At 36.7% G+C, this 17,962-nt stretch carries 14 protein-coding genes; all 14 read left to right on the forward strand.

The genetic code is table 11. The features are described 5' to 3' along the window. Nucleotides 1-23: 23 nt before the first annotated feature. The 14 genes from KTH84_RS00385 to KTH84_RS00455 all read left to right on the forward strand — a co-directional run bounded on the left by KTH84_RS00385 (nucleotide 24) and on the right by KTH84_RS00455 (nucleotide 17,961). Nucleotides 24-527, forward strand: coding sequence for an Hcp family type VI secretion system effector (locus KTH84_RS00385; protein WP_003651052.1), 504 nt, complete (start codon nucleotides 24-26; stop codon nucleotides 525-527). Between the two features lie 78 nt (nucleotides 528-605). After that, the gene (gene tssE, locus KTH84_RS00390; RefSeq protein ID WP_002048404.1) at nucleotides 606-1,082 is read left to right on the forward strand and encodes a type VI secretion system baseplate subunit TssE; all 477 of its coding nucleotides are present in this window, start codon (nucleotides 606-608) and stop codon (nucleotides 1,080-1,082) included. A 16-nt stretch (nucleotides 1,083-1,098) separates the two neighbouring features. Then, on the forward strand, nucleotides 1,099-2,910 hold the full coding sequence (gene tssF / locus KTH84_RS00395) for a type VI secretion system baseplate subunit TssF (protein WP_262471585.1): 1,812 nt from the start codon (nucleotides 1,099-1,101) through the stop codon (nucleotides 2,908-2,910). Then, nucleotides 2,874-3,872 (forward strand): type VI secretion system baseplate subunit TssG, encoded by a 999-nt coding sequence (gene tssG / locus KTH84_RS00400; protein WP_262471586.1) that lies wholly within the window; start codon nucleotides 2,874-2,876, stop codon nucleotides 3,870-3,872. Before tssF ends, tssG begins: the two co-directional genes overlap by 37 nt. After that, on the forward strand, nucleotides 3,869-5,278 hold the full coding sequence (locus tag KTH84_RS00405) for a hypothetical protein (protein ID WP_262471587.1): 1,410 nt from the start codon (nucleotides 3,869-3,871) through the stop codon (nucleotides 5,276-5,278). The genes tssG and KTH84_RS00405 overlap by 4 nt, the downstream gene beginning before the upstream one ends. A 30-nt stretch (nucleotides 5,279-5,308) precedes the next feature. Continuing rightward, on the forward strand, nucleotides 5,309-9,130 hold the full coding sequence (gene tssM / locus KTH84_RS00410) for a type VI secretion system membrane subunit TssM (RefSeq protein ID WP_262471588.1): 3,822 nt from the start codon (nucleotides 5,309-5,311) through the stop codon (nucleotides 9,128-9,130). 37 nt (nucleotides 9,131-9,167) lie between these two features. Further along, entirely contained in the window at nucleotides 9,168-10,127 is a 960-nt protein-coding gene (gene tagF / locus KTH84_RS00415) for a type VI secretion system-associated protein TagF (RefSeq protein ID WP_005047747.1), read from the forward strand. A 2-nt stretch (nucleotides 10,128-10,129) separates the two neighbouring features. Further along, nucleotides 10,130-10,897 carry an OmpA family protein gene (locus tag KTH84_RS00420; protein WP_262471589.1) on the forward strand — a complete coding sequence of 256 codons (768 nt, stop codon included), beginning with the start codon at nucleotides 10,130-10,132 and terminating at the stop codon, nucleotides 10,895-10,897. Between the two features lie 16 nt (nucleotides 10,898-10,913). Then, entirely contained in the window at nucleotides 10,914-11,177 is a 264-nt protein-coding gene (locus KTH84_RS00430; RefSeq protein WP_042897393.1) for a PAAR domain-containing protein, read from the forward strand. Between the two features lie 141 nt (nucleotides 11,178-11,318). Further along, entirely contained in the window at nucleotides 11,319-14,000 is a 2,682-nt protein-coding gene (tssH, locus tag KTH84_RS00435) for a type VI secretion system ATPase TssH (protein WP_262471590.1), read from the forward strand. 22 nt (nucleotides 14,001-14,022) lie between these two features. Then, nucleotides 14,023-15,117, forward strand: a complete 1,095-nt coding sequence (gene tssA, locus KTH84_RS00440; protein ID WP_262471591.1) for a type VI secretion system protein TssA — start codon at nucleotides 14,023-14,025, stop codon at nucleotides 15,115-15,117. A 16-nt stretch (nucleotides 15,118-15,133) separates the two neighbouring features. After that, complete coding sequence (gene tssK, locus KTH84_RS00445; protein WP_262471592.1) at nucleotides 15,134-16,498, forward strand: type VI secretion system baseplate subunit TssK; 1,365 nt, start codon at nucleotides 15,134-15,136, stop codon at nucleotides 16,496-16,498. A 17-nt stretch (nucleotides 16,499-16,515) separates the two neighbouring features. Beyond that, entirely contained in the window at nucleotides 16,516-17,322 is an 807-nt protein-coding gene (gene icmH, locus KTH84_RS00450; protein ID WP_262471593.1) for a type IVB secretion system protein IcmH/DotU, read from the forward strand. A 12-nt stretch (nucleotides 17,323-17,334) separates the two neighbouring features. Beyond that, nucleotides 17,335-17,961: a hypothetical protein gene (locus KTH84_RS00455; RefSeq protein WP_262471594.1), complete on the forward strand. Its 627-nt coding sequence runs from the start codon at nucleotides 17,335-17,337 to the stop codon at nucleotides 17,959-17,961. Nucleotide 17,962: the final 1 nt, after the last annotated feature.

A 17,962-nucleotide genomic window follows, 5' to 3' on the forward strand; every position in this document is an offset into this window, starting at 1 on the left:
AATTAAAAATAGGAAAGTTCTAAATGAAAGATATATACGTTGAGTTTCGCGGTAAGTATAAAGTTGATGGTGAATCTCGTGATTCTGAGCACAAAGGCTGGTTAGAAGTTAACTCTTGGTCTCACAACATTCGTCAACCTAAATCTGCTACTTCAAGTAGTGTTGGTGGTCATACTGCTGAACGTGTTGAACATTCAGATATGCTTTTTATTAAAGACTTAGATGCAACTAGCCCGAAATTATGGGAAGCATGTTCAGCTGGTTATACATTTGATGAAGTACAAATTGATTTTTATCGTGCGAATGGTGACAAACGCATCAAGTACTTACAAATTAAATTGAAGCATGTTCTAGTTTCTAGTGTAACTCCAACAGTTAACGAAGAAGGTGTTCCAACTGAAGCGTTTGGTTTGAAATACGCAGCTGTTGAGTGGACATATAACCAACAAGATATTAACGGTACTGCTAAAGGTGCTGTTACTAAGAAATGGTCACTTTCTAATAATACTGCTTCTTACGCAGCATAATTATTTAAGTGAATATTTGGTGGAGGCTGACATAAAGTTAGCCTCTGCTGTCTTTAAGCATGCTTGTTGTGAACTCGAATGAATTTAGATCGGCTTTATCCATACGGATTTCGTTCAACTTTGTTTGATCGTTTAATTCCTGAAAGTGAAGATTATGCAAAAGGTCTTTCTATTCAGCAATTAAGAGAATCGGTAGCAAAAGATTTAGAAGACTTGCTGAATAGTCGGGTCGCTAAATTGGACCATGTGGTTGATGATTATCCGCTAGTTAAAAAATCTATACTTCAGTTCGGGATTATTGATTTTGTGGGGCTTTCTACAGCCAATCCGCTAGATCGAGACAAGATTTGCCAATCAATTGAACAATCAATAGCAGCTCATGAGCCTAGATTAAGACAAATACGGGTCGAGATGTTGTTGGATGGACATAATATGGGGGCATTGTGTTTAAGTATTCAGGCTTATCTAAATATTCATCCACTGTATGAACCTGTCGTTTTTGATGCATTGCTAAAACCGACAACGCAACAATATGTAATTTCGGCGAGAACCTAAGCGTAGTGGGTGTGTTGTGATAGAAGAGCTTTTACCGTTTTACGAAAAACAACTACAAGAATTTGGTCAGCAATCTCGAGAATTTGCCCAAAAATATCCGAAAATTGCTCAACGTTTATCTTTAAATCAAGAGCAGATTGATGACCCGCATATTGAGCGTCTTATACAGGCGTTTTCATTAATTGCTGCCCGCATTGATAAAAAACTTGCTGATAGTTATGACGTATTTACACGTTCTTTATTTGAGGTGATGTTTCCTCAATACCTAAGGCACTTTCCAGCTTGTTCGGTAGTAAGTTTCGAAGATATAAATAAAATTAAACAGCTTACACAAGCTCATGTTGTGCCTGCACATACGGTTTTGAAGTCTCGTAGTTTTAAGGGGGTTCAATGTGAGTTTAATACTACGCAAGAAGTCAAATTACTCCCAATAACGTTGCAAACGTTAGAGTTTAAAAGTACACCAAGTGCACATATGCATTTGAGCCAAAATGCGACTTTAAATTTTAAATTCGAAATTTTTAATCATGCTCATTTATGTTTAATAAATGAAAAACTTCCTATTTATTTAGATGCAATTTCTAATTTTCCGCTTCAAGTACTAGATAGTATTTTTAAGAAGGGAACAACTTTTGCTATCAAAATAGGGCAGAAAGTTATAGCGCTGGATAAAAATCCATTTGAGTTAACTGGTTTTTCAGAACAAGAGAGTTTGTTGCCTCTCGATCAGCATACTCATCATGCGTATCGTTTACTCATGGAGTATTTTTGTTTTCCTGAAAAATTTAATTATCTTAAGCTGGATTTAGACTTTTTAAAGAATCTATCTCTAGAAGGTAGTGAGTTTGAACTCCTGATTCATTTTAAATTAAATTTAAATGATCAAGCCGTGGTTCGAAATTATTCTGAGTTGAATGTTGCTAATTTTAAATTATTTACTACACCAGTCATTAATTTATTTGAAAAATATGCTGAACCTCAAAAAATCGTACACAAGCAATTAGAATATCCATTAATTACAGATGCGCATCATCCTGAGTTTTATCAAGTCTATTCAATTACTGAAATGAATATGGTGCGTGAAAAAACCAGTCACGAAGAAAGCTATGTTCCTGTGCTGCCTTTTTTTGCGATGAGTCATTACCATGCAGACAAGGCTCGCTTTTTCTATTCGGTCAACTATCAAAAACTACAACCGAATTTCGTTGAAATGGGATATTCAATTATTTCTAAAAATTTAAATCCTTCTTCAACACGTTCAGATTTTATTAGTACAAAATTATTGTGTTCAAATCGTGACTTGCCACATGAAGCATTAGGGCAGTCTAATAATATATTGAACTTAAATGATAGTAGTTTGGCTAGACGTGCCATTGTTTTAAAAAGGCCCACTAAACCTTATCAATTTGGCCAGAGCCAGACTGAGCAGTGGCGTGTCATTTCACACCTTTCATTAAATAGTTTGGCTTTAATGAAAGGTGATGCCGTATCTCATATTAAAGAGTTACTTGCTTTATATAACTTACCATTATCAAAAGAAAATTATCTAATTATTGAATCAATTAAACATCTTGAATTTTCACTTACTCATAAACTGGTAGATGGTAAACCATTTCCAATGTTTGTAAGGGGCGTGAAGGCCGAGTTGCAAATTGATTCATCTGTATTTAGAGGTCATAGCCTATACATTTTTAGTCAATTGTTAAGTCGTGTTTTTAATTTAAAGGTTCAAATTAATAGTTTTGTTGATTTGGTTGTTAAGGATTATTCATCTCAGCAGGAGTTATACCAATGCAGTCAGAACGTTGGTGGCAAGACTCTTCTATAACAGCTGAGTTGTTTACAAAGCCAAAGTCTTTTGAATTTATTCAGGCAACACGTCTCTTAAGGCACGATTCTAGTCGCGCAGTTGGTTCATCTTGGAGTGATTATTTCAAGTTTGAGACATCCTTTAATTTAAATTTCCCTGCTACTGAAATTGAAAATTTAGAATTAACGAATGACCGGGTTTATATCACTAATTTGATTGTTGGCCTTACAGGCATACAAGGTGCTCTACCTTATACCTATACGAACAAGATTAAACAGGCCCCACGTCAGCAAAGAGCTGAAACTAAAGAATTTCTGAGCTTATTTAATCATAAGCTTACTGCTCAATATGTAGAGTCCAGCATTACATATAATTTGCCAATTCGATATGAGACTGAGCATAAAAATGATTATCTAGATATTCTGCATGCGTTGAATGGCTATGTGCGATCGCAACATCAGCAAACAGAGCTTGATGACTATTTTGCAGAGTTTTCTGGATTAATGCAGGGCCAGAATAATACAGTTCATGCATTAAAAACGATGCTGTCGTGTATTTTTAAGCATGAAATTACGATTAAAGAGTTTATACAAGAATCTTTTAAGTTGGCGAGTGACCAATTAACCACTTTAGGTGGAGCTCTGCCGAGCCTACTTGGTGTTAATACATTTTGTGGGGAAACCATTCAGCAAATTGATGGAAAAATCGAAATTCAGATTGGACCATTAAAACGTCAGCAATATTTAAATTTTCTTCCAAATCAAGAGTTAAGCTTAAAACTAAAAAAAATTGTAGAAACTTGGTGTAGTCCAACTTTGTCGATAGATCTTCGACTCGTATTAGATGAGTCTGAAATACAACCTATTTGTCTAACCCATCATAATCAGAATGGTTTGGGGCAGGGTTCTTTTCTTATATCACAACAACCTAAAGTGCATAGTCATGAAACTTGCTATAGCCTTATTGGAGAGAAAATATGATTAAAAAAATATTACTCTCATTTATTGCTATTTTTACAGTAGTTAGTGGAATTATTATTTTCTACTGGCGTGACGTTCAATATAATCCTGATAAAGGTGATTTTTTCCTTTATTTCTTAATGTTACCTGCAATTATTACCTTGGTGATCTTATCGCCTTGGTTAATTTATAGTGCCTATAAAGCTTACAAAGACAAGAAAGAACAAGCTATAAGTCAAAATAAAGATGATGCTAATCAAAAACAAACTACTGTAAGTGAAGCACCACTCGAAAAGTTAGATTTTAATATTTACTCTGCTTTTGCCGTACATGCGTTGGGTGAGAATGAATCAATTATTGAGCAGCTACAAAACTTTAAAAGTCCAGAGCTAGATGATCAACTGTTAAACTCTTACGGATTACCTCTTTTATCTTATCGTATTAAAGATTTGGATGAAGATAATCATGAGGAGAGTGATTACTCATCTCCAAGACAAGTTCGTATGATGTCATTAATACAACAGCAATTAGAACAAAATATAGAAAACTTATATCCTGTCGCAGAGCATTTAAAACGTTCAACTTTATTTTATGAGTCGCAGCAAGCTCGTGAATATCATATGCATCCGGCATGGGTTGATCCTGAGTCTGAATATGACGATGCTCAAATGCCTGTAGTCGAAGTTTACCGTTTAAATCGTTTAAATCTACACATCCTTCTTTCGGAGGATTTACTACATATCTGGAATGATGATCAAAGTAATGAACTAATTTTAGAGTTCTTTGCTGAGATTGGGATTGCTCCACAAAAAATTCACATTGAATATCATTTTTTTGGAGAGCAATTAGCTTACCAAGAGTTAATACATTTATTAAAAGGTATTCATAAAAGAAAGCATGAGATGTTCTTTTTAGTCGTGGCTGATTCAGAAATTGATCAAGATCTAGTCGATGAAAAATCTTGGATGATTAAAGATTATATTCCTGCTGAATTTGCAGCAAGCTGTTTACTTGCAGATCCTTTAGTAAAAATTCAAGAATTAGAACCTACTAAAAATCTGAAAGTTGTTGTAGGTCAACAAGATACAGCGAAAATTTTTACTCATTTTGAATTTCATGATTTACCTCAGCATGAAGGTGAAGAGCCTTATGTGCTGATATTGTCAGATCAGACGGATATAAAAGTTTCGAAGAAATTGCAGCAACACTTTCTTCAAACACCTGTAGAACCACATCACTATATTTATGTGAAATCTTCATTAGGGCATACCCAACATTTAGCTGATATTTATGGCTTTATGCTGAGTATGCATTTTCCTGAACATATCATTCCTTTTGTCTTTGGTGAAAATATGGTGTCAGCACATACATTTGTGCAGAGTGTCACCGAAAATTCAGAAGATGATGTGATGGTGTTGAATAACTAATTTAAACTTTGGACTTAGAACGAGAATAGAATGCATACAATTTTAGGCTACTTGTGGCAGTACATCACGAATCCTAAAGCAATTATCGCCTTGTCATTGTTCGTGGCATTGATGTCTTCATATACTTCAATTCCCCGTCATATATTCTGGGCTTTAGCGACTGCCTATGCTTTGGGTCTTATTGTTTATGGTATCTATTGGCTTATTCAACGAAGAAAACATGCTGCTCAAGGTGAAGAGTTAGCTGAAGCGATTGAAAAAGATAATCAAGCTGAATATGGCAAAAATAAAGATAAAGAAGAGCTTCAGCTTGTTAATCAACAAATGAAAGAATCAATTCAACTGATTCGTAAGTCTAAGTTGGGTGATAAAAAAGGGAATGCGGCACTCTATGAGCTTCCTTGGTATATGGTTATTGGTAACCCCGCTGCAGGTAAAAGTTCAGCTATCTATAATTCTGGTTTAAAGTTTCCATTCGAAGAAACGCATCAAAAAATGGTATCGGCTGGGTTAAGCGGTACTCGAAATTGTGACTGGTTTTTCTCTACAGAAGGTATTTTACTCGATACAGCTGGTCGTTATTCTGTGTATAGCGAAGATCATTCTGAGTGGTTAGGTTTCTTAAATATTTTAAAAAAGAACCGTTCTAAAGCTCCGGTCAATGGTTTAATTTTAATTGTCAGTATTGCTGAGCTGATTAGTCAAAGTCCTGAAAATTCGTTAAAGCTTGCTAAAAATTTACGTGCTCGTATTCAAGATTTAACTGAGCGTTTAGAAGTGGTAGTGCCTGTCTATTTAGTCTTTTCAAAGATGGACTTAATTGCGGGTTTTACTGAGTTTTTTGAATTTTATGAAGCTCAGGAATATAACCAAGCTTGGGGAGCGACGCTTCCGTATGACCAGAGTTCTTCGCACAATGCCGTAGATTTATTCGAGAAACATTACAATATTCTTTACGATGGTCTAAAAGGGGTAAGCTCGACTCATTTAAGTCGCCGCCATTCGCAAAACATCTCACCAAGTGTAATGACTTTCCCATTAGAATTTAAAACATTAAAACCAGCTTTAAAGAGCTTTATTGCGACACTTTTTGAAGATAATCCATATCAATTTCAACCTGTTTTCCGTGGGTTCTACTTCACTAGTGCTTTGCAAGAAGGTGTAATTGAAAGTCCAATGACTGAGCAAATTGCCCAAGAATTCCAACTGACTCAGATTGCTCAAACTGATTTAAAAGATCATTCAAAAATTACCCCTAACCATGGTTATTTCTTAAATGGTCTGTTTTCAGATGTTATTTTAAAAGATAAAGACCTTGTGAAGCAGCATGTAAATGCTGGCAGAAAACGTCAACGCTACATTGCATTTATTGGTGCTTTGGCAGGTGTTTCAATTATTCTGGGTGTTTGGGTTTGGTCATATCGCAATAACCAGCAATTGATTGCCGAAGTCCAAGCTGATTTAAATAAAGTCGTTCAGTTAGAAAAAGCTTCGGGCCAGCAATTGTCAACCCAGTTAGAAGCTTTACTTATTCTTCAAAGACGTCTACAGCAATTAGATGAGTTTGATGAAAATAGACCACTTAAGTTTAGTTTTGGTTTATATCAGGGCAATGAGCTTCGTGAAAAGTTAAAAGCTGAATATTTAAAAGGTGTTAAGCAAATTGTTTTAACCCCGACACAGCAAAATATTGCTCAATATTTGCAACGTGTAAAAAATAATGAAGCAACATTAAAAGCCAATCATACGAATGTTGAAATTAAGCAAACCGCTCAAACTCAACAATATTTAGAACCTTCAGACACAAATCCTCAAGATGCGTATAACGCATTAAAAGCATATTTGATGATGAGTAATCCACAATATATGGATGCAAGTCATCTAAGCGATCAGGTTACGCGTTTCTGGCGCTCTTGGTTAGATGCAAATAAAGGCCCAATGCCACGTGCAGATATGATTCAGGAAGCTGAACAGATCTTGTCATATGCAATGACTTTAGCGAATGATAAAGAATTCCCAATTTTAGATGCAGATTCGCAAATTGTTGATCAAACACGCCAAGTATTGCTTTCTGTTGTGAGAGGAATGCCTGCCCGTGATCGTGTTTATAATGAAATAAAAATGCGTGCTGCGGTACGTTTCCCTGCGCTGACCGTAAGTCAAATTGTAGGGGAAGCAAATAAAAATGTTGTATTGGGCAGTTATGCATTGCCTGGTGTATTTACCCAAAAAGCATGGAATGACTATGTAGAAAAAGCGATTGAAGAAGCCGCGGATAAGCCAACAGATAGTAAAGACTGGGTGCTAAATAGCCGTCAATCTGATGATTTAACTTTCTCAGGCAGTCCTGAACAAATTAGAAAACAACTGACAGCACTCTATAAGCAAGAATATATTGCGGAATGGAGAAAGTTCTTAAGTGGTATTCATTATGCTAAAGCTGGCCAATTTGCTCAGCAAGTAAAAAATATTGATGTTTTGGGTGAGCCGCAAAATTCTCCGATTCGTACCTTAATTGAACGAGTTGCAATCGAAACAAACTGGGATAATCCAGTTGTGCAAGCAGAGCTCGCAGCTCCACAAAAAGGATTTGTTGCGTGGTTTAAACGTAAAGTTTTAAATCATGACGATAAGGTTGCTAATCAAGTGGCAACAAATGCTCAGGGCGCTATTTCTCAAGAGTACCAAATGTTCTATCAGTTGGTTCGCAAACGTGATGATCAACAAGGTAAATCATTACTTGATGAATATATGACAAATTTAGCCCTAGTTCGTAGCAAGTTTAACGAGCTTAAGAATGCAGGTGAAGTTGGGCCGAATGCGATGACATTAGTCAAGCAAACCCTAAATGAGCAGACTTCTGTATTTAACCAGACACAAAAAATTGTAGATGAAAAAATGGCGGTTGGTTTCAATGAAATTGATCAGCGATTACTACAAAAATTAGTAGTTAGTCCACTTACACAATCTTTTGAGAGCTTAATTACACCGACACAAGATGAAATTAATAAATTGTGGGTAATGCAAGCTTATCAGCCATTTACAGCAAATCTTGCTAAGAAATATCCATTTAACTCATCAGCTTCTTTGCAAGCTACAAGTAGTGAAATTGGTCAAATATTGGGCGAGAACGGTAGTATTTCACGCTTTGTAAAAGAAAGCCTTGATCCATTTGTGATCCGTCGTGGCTATACCTTAACGTCTAAGACATGGAAAGATTTAGGAATTAGTTTAAATCCTCAATTCGTCATGAATTTCCAAAGATACGTTACTCCAGCGAATGGTATGGCAACAGGTGAGTTGAATGCTCAAGCTCCGGCGGCACCAGCAACCAACCAATCTAACTTCCAGTTCTACCCAATTCCAAATCCACAGTTACTTTCATATACCGTGGATATTGATGGTCAGCGTATGACTTATGAAAATGGTGTTCAACAGTGGGTTAACTTTATTTGGCCAAATCAAGGCAGTATTCCGGGTGCTCGTATTACCGCAGTAGATTTACAAGGTCAAACACATACGATTTTTGATGAGCCGGGTGAATACGGTATTAACCGTTTAATTGATAGTGCTCAACGTAAAGAACAAAATGGCGGATTTGAAATGCTTTGGCGTAGTAAGACCGACCCATCATTAGTTGTAAAAATGAATTTCCGCCTAATCAGCAGTAATTCAGGAAGTATTGGTTCAAGCCGTGGTTATGCTGGCATGCAACTGGTTGATAAAGTCACTGCCGATAAAGCCGCTCGAGTGGTGTCTGCTCAGCAAGCGCCAGCTCAAGCTGCCGCTCCAGCAAGAACTGAAAATCCTGTTGCAGCACTCGCTCAGCCTTCTGCGGGAGTTAAACCATGACATGGAAAATAACCTCTATGCGAAAGGAGGAACAATAATGCAAACATTAAAAACCACTCCTTTGTATTACGGCAAAAGTCCTGCACGAGGCGACTTTTTAAAAACAAAAGGTCAGAATGCTCTAATACAGTTGCTTGATCAGTGGATTACTGAAGCATTGGAGTATGCAATGCAATCGGGCAGCTTTAAAGAAGCTTATAGCACGTTGCCTTCACTGGATTTCTTTATTGCCAATCCGAAAGAAAATATGTTTTTGGTTGCGAACTTACTCGCAAGTGAAGATAGTTCAGGTCGATCTTTTCCAATGGTGCTGAGCCATTTATTAGAAATTGATTTGCCGTATGATAATTTGTTATATGCACCATATAGCTATAAACATGTACTTGTTGATTTATTTCAAAACAATCGCGCTTTAAAAGGCATTAAAGATTCAGATTTGTTACTTGGAAAATTAGGTCACTTACAAAATCAAATTCAGGTTTTAACTGAACGAGAATGTGTAGGCTTTTATGAAAATCATACGATGCACTCATTTGCTCAGTTAATGAAGTTAAGTATTTATGAATTAGCGCAAAGTATGATTGGGCTGGGATTATTACTCCAGCCAATTTTACAAAATGGAACTAGTCGGTTAAATAAAGTATTAATTTTGCCTATTAATAATCCTGCTTACAGTTATGAAATAGCTGCTTTTTGGGTCAGTATTATTTGCCGCTTTTTAAAGGAGCATAATACTGAGGTGCTGATAGGTTTGTTACATCGAGAGCAGCCCGTATTATTCTTTGGTTTTCAGGGAGCTGATATTTTAGCCCTTAGCGATATTTTTACTCAGAATATGGATAGTAAACATTGGGTTTCTTTAATAGAAGCTCAGTGGATTGATACTTACTTGGAGCAGAATGCTGGTTTAGCTACGCTAGAACAATCATTATGCCAACGCCAATTAAGTTTAAATCAAGGCTTAAAACTATTTAGACAGACTTTTTTGGGTGAATAATAATGAATAAACGATATCAAACTAAACTTTCACAGCTCATAAAAGGCTGTCTTATTTATGCCGTAGCTAATTATGCTTTGGCTCAGCCCATTGTTGTAGAAGGCGTAGTTCCTAACGAAGCCAGTAAGCAGGCTATCTTATTAAAAATGCAGTCTGTTTATGGCGCAGATCAAGTCGTAGATAAAATACAAGTGAGACCAGTAGCTGCTCCAAATGGATGGAGTGATTCGGTTACACGAGTGATTACCCCTGACCTAAAAAAAGTCTCGCAAGGTAAATTAAGTGTAAACGGTACTCGATTTGAGTTGAGTGGAAAAATGCTGAATCCAGCAGAGATCCAGCCGACTATTCAGTCTTTTCAAGGGTTAGTTCAGCCACCATATCAACTGTATTCACAGTTATCAGTCAATCAGGCTGAACAGAAAATTATTGATGATGCACTGAAAAATCGAATTATTGAGTTTGAATCTGGTAGTGCAGTGTTAACTGATGCGGGTCAAAAAATTCTAGATGAGATGGCTATTGCTTTAAACAAAGTAGGCGGTAAGAAAGTCAAAATTATTGGACATACAGATAGTTCTGGCGATGCGACTAAAAACTTAAAACTTAGCCAAGATCGAGCATTGGCAGTGAAAAACTATTTAATTAGTAAAAGTATTCCGGCAGACCATTTATCTACAGAAGGTTTAGGTTCCTCTAAGCCAGTTGCAGATAATACGTCTCCAGAAGGAAGAAAGAAAAACCGTCGAATTGAGTTTACTGTTCTATAAATATAAGGAGAAGAACATGGCTAGCCCTTACATTACGATTGGATGCCCAACCACTGGTGGAGGGCAAGTCATTTCAGGGAACAGTACGTTTTTAATTGAAGGAATTGCAATTGCGTGTGTAGGAGACAAGGCCACTTGTCCGTTACATAAAACGGTTTCTACGATTGTATCGGGTGATCCGAATATGCTTGTTATGGGAAAATCTGGAGCGCGTGTAAATGATTCATTATCATGCGGCTGTAAATTATTGCCAAAACAGAGTTTAGTTAATCAAGGATAAGGGTAGAGATATTTTATATAAATATCTACTAGAACATATTAACGCTTGAAATGATGAGTAGTTTGTCTGATAAAGCTGAATTTTGTTAATATACAGGCATTATGATTTTAAGCATTAAATTATTTAAAAATATTGAGAGTAATGATGAGTAATTTAAAAATTTTAATTACAAAACTTTCTACAGTTGCGCGTACTGCTTTAGAAAAATCGGCTAATGCTTGTGTTATTCAACAGAATTACGAAATTGAAATTGAACATTTATTTTTAGAGTTACTTAATCAATCTCTAGAAAATGATTTAAAAATTTTATTAAAGAAATATAAAATTTCACCTGAAGCTTTGGCTGATGATTTAAAAGAAACAATTTCGCAATTACCGAAAGGTAATTCTCGAACTCCTATTTTTGCTAAATCTATCGTTCGTTTGTTTGAACAAGCTTGGTTATTGGCTTCCGCTGAGCAAAATCCAGTTATTCGTAGTGGTCACTTATTAGTTGCGTTATTAACTGCACCTGATTTATATCAAATTGCCACTCGAGCTTCGAGTTTATTCGACCTTTTACCAATCGACTCAATGAAACATAAGTTTCTTGAAATTTGTGAGAAGAGTGTTGAACAACAAGATGAAACAAAAACACTTTCGAAAGAAGATGAGCCAGAAGAAGTCGCTACAACAAATACAAAAGTAGTTAAAACTCCTGCGCTTGATCAGTACACGATTAATCTAACTGAAAAAGCTAAACAAGGCGGTATAGATCCAGTTATTGGGCGTGAATATGAAATTCGCTTAATGCTCGATATTTTAATGCGTCGACGCCAAAATAACCCGATCTTAACTGGAGAACCGGGGGTTGGTAAAACAGCAGTGGTCGAAGGTTTGGCTTTAAAAATTGCTCAAGGTTTAGTGCCTAGCGCCTTAAAAAATGTCCATTTACATGTGCTTGATATGGGGCTGTTACAGGCTGGCGCAAGTGTTAAAGGCGAGTTTGAGAACCGTTTAAAACAAGTGATTCAAGAAGTTCAAGCTTCTGCCCATCCTATTATTTTATTTATTGATGAAGCACATACCTTAATTGGTGCAGGTGGGCAAGCAGGGCAAAATGACGCTGCAAATCTTTTAAAACCAGCACTTGCACGTGGTGAATTGCGTACCATTGCTGCAACAACATGGGCGGAATACAAGCAATACTTTGAAAAAGATGCTGCCTTGAGCCGACGTTTTCAAGTGGTAAAAGTAGAAGAGCCAACCGAAGAAGTTGCCGTTGATATGTTACGTGCAATGATTCCTGTGATGCAGCAGCACTTTAATCTACAAATTGATGATGAAGCGATCGTTACTGCGGTTCATTCTTCACATCGATATATTAGTGGTCGCCAACTTCCAGATAAAGCAGTGAGTGTGCTTGATACAGCAGCAGCACGTGTTGCATTAACCCAAAATGCACAACCGGTAAAACTCGATCAGTTAAAGGCTCAAGAGCATAACTTAAAGCTTGAACAGCAGATTTTAGAAAATGAGCATCGTCAGATTCCAATTCATCATGAACGATTAGAAAATTTAAAAATTAATTTAGAATCTTTGCAAAAAGAAATTGATGAAACCCAAGAGCAGTGGCAAAAAGAATTAGAACTTGTTCATAAAATTCAGAAATTAGAAGCACAAAATCATTCTAATGAATCTGAGGCTTATGATCAGATCAATCTACTGCGTAAGGATCTTGCTGAAATTCAAGGTCAGCAACCATTAGTTTTTGAAAGAGTAAACTCTCAAATCATTAACGAAATTATTTCTGATTGGACCGGTATTCCTGTCGGAAAAATGGTCAATGATGAAATTAAACAGATATTAACGCTTGAAGATAAATTGGGCGAACGTGTAATGGGGCAAGATTATGCACTCACACAACTAGTTCAAGGGATTAAAACTTCAAAAGCAAAACTTGAAGATCCTAATAAGCCACAAGGTGTCTTTCTTTTGGTTGGGCCAAGTGGCGTGGGGAAAACTGAAACTGCATTAACTTTGGCAAATGAATTATATGGTGGTGAGCAGCATTTAATCACGATTAATATGTCGGAATACCAAGAAGCACATACGGTATCTTCACTTAAAGGCGCACCTCCTGGATATGTGGGATATGGTCAAGGTGGTGTTTTAACAGAAGCTGTTCGCCGTAATCCTTATAGTGTTGTGTTGCTTGACGAAATTGAGAAAGCACATAGTGATGTTCAGGAACTGTTTTATCAAGTATTTGATAAAGGCACTTTAGAAGATGGTGAAGGTCGAGTTATTGACTTTAAAAACACCACTATTTTGTTGACTTCAAATGCTGGCTCAAGTGCCATTATGCAAGCGTGCTTAAATACGCCTGTAGAAGAATGGCCAACAGCTGAAGAGTTGATTGACCATTTAAAACCAAGTTTGTACAAGCAATTCAAGCCTGCATTTTTAGGCCGAATGAGAGTTGTGCCGTATTTCCCATTGCACGACGATTTACTCGTACGAATCATTAAACATAAGCTAGGCAAGATCACAGCCAGAATTGAGAAACAATACGGCACACAAGTCCAATATTCTGATGATTTGGTAGAGCTACTCTTAAGCCGTTGCACAGAAGTCGATAGCGGTGCTCGTAACGTTGATAATATTTTAAATTCTACGGTGTTACCTGCATTGGCTACAGAAATTTTGGTGGCTTTAGCAGAGCAAAAATTGCCAAAAATTATCATGATTGATGCTAAAGATGACGAAATTCAATATTTACTAGATCCGGTTGCGAAAGCTGCTAAAAAAAGGACGAGTAAAAAGTTGAAGTCAGAAGTTTAAAATTGAATAGAGCTAAAATTAGATGAATATTAATATTTCTGAACTCCTTGAACCCATTAGTGATAGCTTACCGTGTGGTGACGACTTTTCATTTTCTAATGAATTTCATGAAATAAAAAAAGCGAAGACACAAGATGATCTATTGCTAGATCAAGGTGATTGGGTTGCCGAGCGCAAACAGGCCGATTGGGACTTTGTATCCAATAAAACGAGTGTTTTGCTAAAAGAGAATACAAAAGATATTCGTCTATTAACTTGGCTCTTAGAGGCTTGGAGTCATCTTTATGGTTTTGATGGTATGGCTAAAGGTTTAACCTTAAGTCATACCATGTTGAATCAATATTGGCAGGAAATTCACCCTGTTATCGAAGATGATGACTTAGATCAGCGCATTGGGTTATTACAGGGTTTAATTAATCAACTTCCGATGTTGTTAAAGAAAGTTTCTTTAACCAATACAGCTCCTTATTATAATTTGCTTGATTACGATAATTTTCTATATCACGAAAATGTTCGCCGTAAACAAACTGAAGATTACGATAGTCAGTCGGGGCCATCGGAGTTAGAACAATTCGATCAAGCTATTTTTAATACGTCTAAAACTTTTCAATATTCTAATTATCAAGATTTTAGTTCAGTCTTAACTGAATGGGATGTTCTAAAACAAACCCTTGATCATTTAATGGGACTAGACTCGCCGAGTTTTGGTGCAATTGATTCAGCATTTGAAACCATTCACAGCACATTACGCAAGATTTATAAAGCAGAAGCTTTTGGTACTGGGCTTGCGCCAATCCAAGAGCAGGCGACAGTCATCACGAGCTCATCTATGGAAAATCAAGTGCCTGTACAAGTTGTTTCAGATCAGCCTGCTTTTCAGCCTCAAGCTCAAACACACTTGGCGAATCGTGAGCAAGCAATGAAAGTGCTGCAAGAAATCGCGGATTACTTTCAAGCAAATGAGCCTCATAGCCCTGTGAGTTATATGCTTCAAAAAACCATTAAATGGAGTCAAATGCCGTTACATGAATGGTTAGCACAAGTCATTAAAGATGAGCATCCATTACAAATGGTTCAGGAAATGTTAGGTGTACAACCTAAAAATGAATACGAATAAAGATTGGTAAAGACATATGTTTAAAGCTGAAAAAGTCCTTTGGGGCGAAGGTTTATTTTTAAGACCTCAACATTTCCAAATTCAAGATACCTATCATGAACAACGCCTAAATCATACGGTTCGGGCAGTTGTGCCTTTTTCGTACGGTATTCAAAAGTTGAGTTTTGATGAGTCTCAATTGAGTACGCATATTCTTGCTTTAGAGTCTGTCGAGATGATTTGGCAAGACGGAGAAATTTATCAGGCTCCTGCATATGATTTATTGCCTGAGCCAATTTTATTGGATGATCTTAATTTACGTGGTGAAATGTTAATTTATTTAGCATTACCATTATTACAGGCAAATAAGCAAAACCTCATTGATCAAAACCAAGCGCAAAAGGGCAGATATCAATCTCATCTGGTCGAGACACATGATTTATTTACTAATGCTACCGAAGCAGATATTAGTTTGCTACGCCGCCGTGCTGTTTTTAAATTACTAGATCTACATAGTAATCCAGACCATAATTTAGATGGCTTTTTATATTTGCCTATTGGAAAAATTAAGCGTCAAAGTTCAGGTGCTTTTGAAATTGACCGAAAGTTTATTCCGCCAATTTTGCATGTAGATGCATCTGAAACACTCATTTCAAATTTAAAAAGAACACTGAACGTTATTAAGGCAAAAATTAAGACGATTCAAACCAATAACAGAGAAAATGAACAGAAATTAATTGAATTTCGTTCAGGTGATATTGTTTCATTCTGGTTAGTAAATGCATTAAATACAGCTCATGCGGGGCTTAATCATTTTGTGCAATATCCACAAATCCATCCAGAGCGTTTGTTCTTTGAATTATTGCGTTTAGCAGGTTCATTATTAACTTTCTCGACGGCCTATGATGTCGATCAATTACCTGCCTATAAACACCATAATTTACAAGAAAGTTTTTCGCAGTTAGACACAATTTTGCGTGATTTACTCGATACGATTATTTCGAGTCGATACATCAGCATCGCACTTAAAGAAATCCGTCCTTCATATTGGGTGGGAAGTCTTGAGACCGATAAGATTACTCGAGACACTCGACTTTATATTGCAGTATCAAGTAGTGCAATGCAGACACATGAGTTGATCCAGATTGTACCTTTACGATTCAAGGTTGGTAGCACTTTAGATGTAGAGCAACGTGTGGTTGCTGCATTGCCTGCAATTCCATTGCATCACTTAATTCAAGTTCCAACTGCTATTCCTGTGCGCTCTGGTGTGAGCTATTTTGAAATTGAACCACATCATGAGTTATATCAGCGCATGTTAGATTCAGAGACGATTTGTATTTATGTTCCGGCTGGTTTCCAAGATATCAGTATTGAATTGATTGCGGTTATGAACGCTTAACGGTAAAGGAGAGAAAAATGTCACAATCCGCAGGTGCTCCTTCTTTATTTGATGATGGGCAAATTGGAACAGGTGGGAGCAATAATAGCCAGTCTCAAGCAAAACTACAGGCAATCAATCTTATTGATTTATTGCATGATGGCTTTTATTTGGTTTTCTTAATTCGAAATCAGTATGTGCCAGCAGATGCGCAGCAGTTTCGTGAAAAAATCTTAAATTTACTTAATCAATTTGAACAACAAGCCAAAAAGTTGCAATTTTCAGCTGATGATATTCATGATTCTAAATATGCATTTTGTGCTTTGATTGATGAAACGATTGTAACGCAACAAGACCCAAGCTATTTTAATTTACAAAATGCTTGGTTGATTAGCCCATTACAATTGAGCTTGTTTGGTTCTCAATTAGCGGGCTATCGCTTCTTTGAAATTTTGGAGCAATTACGTAGCCGTGGAAAAGAACGTCTAGCTGCTTTAGAAGTATTTCATTACTGCCTTTTATTAGGTTTTCAGGGCAAGTACCGAATCGAGTCTACGGAAAGTCTCAACCATTTAGTATCACGAGTGGGCGACGAAATTGACTATTTGAAAGGAAAAAAGGTTGCATTTTCGCCGTTCTCGGCAATTCCTGATCAGATACGAAATATTATCCATCGCGAAGTACCTTTCTTCTGGATTTTGATTTTTTTATTGATTTTTGCATTTCTTACCTTTGTAGGGCTAAGATTTATGCTGAATAATCAAAATGATAAAGCATTATCTAATTATCAAAATGTGATTTCTGCTCCTCAAGAGCAAGCACATATTACAATTTATTTACCTTGATGATGGTACGAAATGGCTCAGGAAAAACCAACTTCTATTCGAGTTTTACAGTCGAATAAAAAAAAGCCGAAATCACCAATACTTTATATTGTCATTGGTGTTATTGCCGGGGTGTTCGTAAGCATCTCGCTATTCCTGTTCTTGTCTCAACCGTATTCGTCAGAATCAACTGCAATTGAGAATAAATCAACAGAAGAACAGATTTTAAATCAAGAGACTGCTCATTCTGCTGATGAACAAAATCAGGTTGCCGTAAGTCAAGACAACGAAACAGATTCAATGAGCCGAGATGGTTTTGAACAACCTAAAGATAATGAATTAAGTAGTATCTTTAAACCTGTTCCGCATAAGTCCGCTACTACTAATGAACAGCGAGTTTCTCCGTTCGATGAACAGCTCACGGGTGAAAAGAAAGTTCAGCCTGCGCCTCAACTACAAACCGGGACAATACCTAAAACGGCCCAAGCGAAAGTGCAGCCTACTCAACAAAAACCAGTGAGTAAACCGCAACAGCAACAAGTGGCACAGGTTAAACCTGTTGTTGAGAATCAAGCTCCAGCCGAACAAGAAGCTGAGGTTGAACCACCTAAGGCATCGGTAGATATTAAAATTACACGAAGTCCTTTTGCCGTGAATTAAT

Source organism: Acinetobacter sp. WU_MDCI_Abxb74 (genome assembly GCF_025513915.1).
GTDB lineage: Bacteria > Pseudomonadota > Gammaproteobacteria > Pseudomonadales > Moraxellaceae > Acinetobacter > Acinetobacter calcoaceticus_C.

Bases quoted from the DNA above. Each gene is read 5' to 3' on its own strand.
- KTH84_RS00385 (WP_003651052.1), top strand. From the start codon at position 24: ATGAAAGATATATACGTTGAGTTTCGCGGTAAGTATAAAGTTGATGGT.
- tssE (WP_002048404.1), top strand. From the start codon at position 606: ATGAATTTAGATCGGCTTTATCCATACGGATTTCGTTCAACTTTGTTT.
- tssG (WP_262471586.1), top strand. From the start codon at position 2,874: ATGCAGTCAGAACGTTGGTGGCAAGACTCTTCTATAACAGCTGAGTTG.
- KTH84_RS00405 (WP_262471587.1), top strand. From the start codon at position 3,869: ATGATTAAAAAAATATTACTCTCATTTATTGCTATTTTTACAGTAGTT.
- tssM (WP_262471588.1), top strand. From the start codon at position 5,309: ATGCATACAATTTTAGGCTACTTGTGGCAGTACATCACGAATCCTAAA.
- tagF (WP_005047747.1), top strand. From the start codon at position 9,168: ATGCAAACATTAAAAACCACTCCTTTGTATTACGGCAAAAGTCCTGCA.
- KTH84_RS00420 (WP_262471589.1), top strand. From the start codon at position 10,130: ATGAATAAACGATATCAAACTAAACTTTCACAGCTCATAAAAGGCTGT.
- KTH84_RS00430 (WP_042897393.1), top strand. From the start codon at position 10,914: ATGGCTAGCCCTTACATTACGATTGGATGCCCAACCACTGGTGGAGGG.
- tssH (WP_262471590.1), top strand. From the start codon at position 11,319: ATGATGAGTAATTTAAAAATTTTAATTACAAAACTTTCTACAGTTGCG.
- tssA (WP_262471591.1), top strand. From the start codon at position 14,023: ATGAATATTAATATTTCTGAACTCCTTGAACCCATTAGTGATAGCTTA.
- tssK (WP_262471592.1), top strand. From the start codon at position 15,134: ATGTTTAAAGCTGAAAAAGTCCTTTGGGGCGAAGGTTTATTTTTAAGA.
- icmH (WP_262471593.1), top strand. From the start codon at position 16,516: ATGTCACAATCCGCAGGTGCTCCTTCTTTATTTGATGATGGGCAAATT.
- KTH84_RS00455 (WP_262471594.1), top strand. From the start codon at position 17,335: ATGGCTCAGGAAAAACCAACTTCTATTCGAGTTTTACAGTCGAATAAA.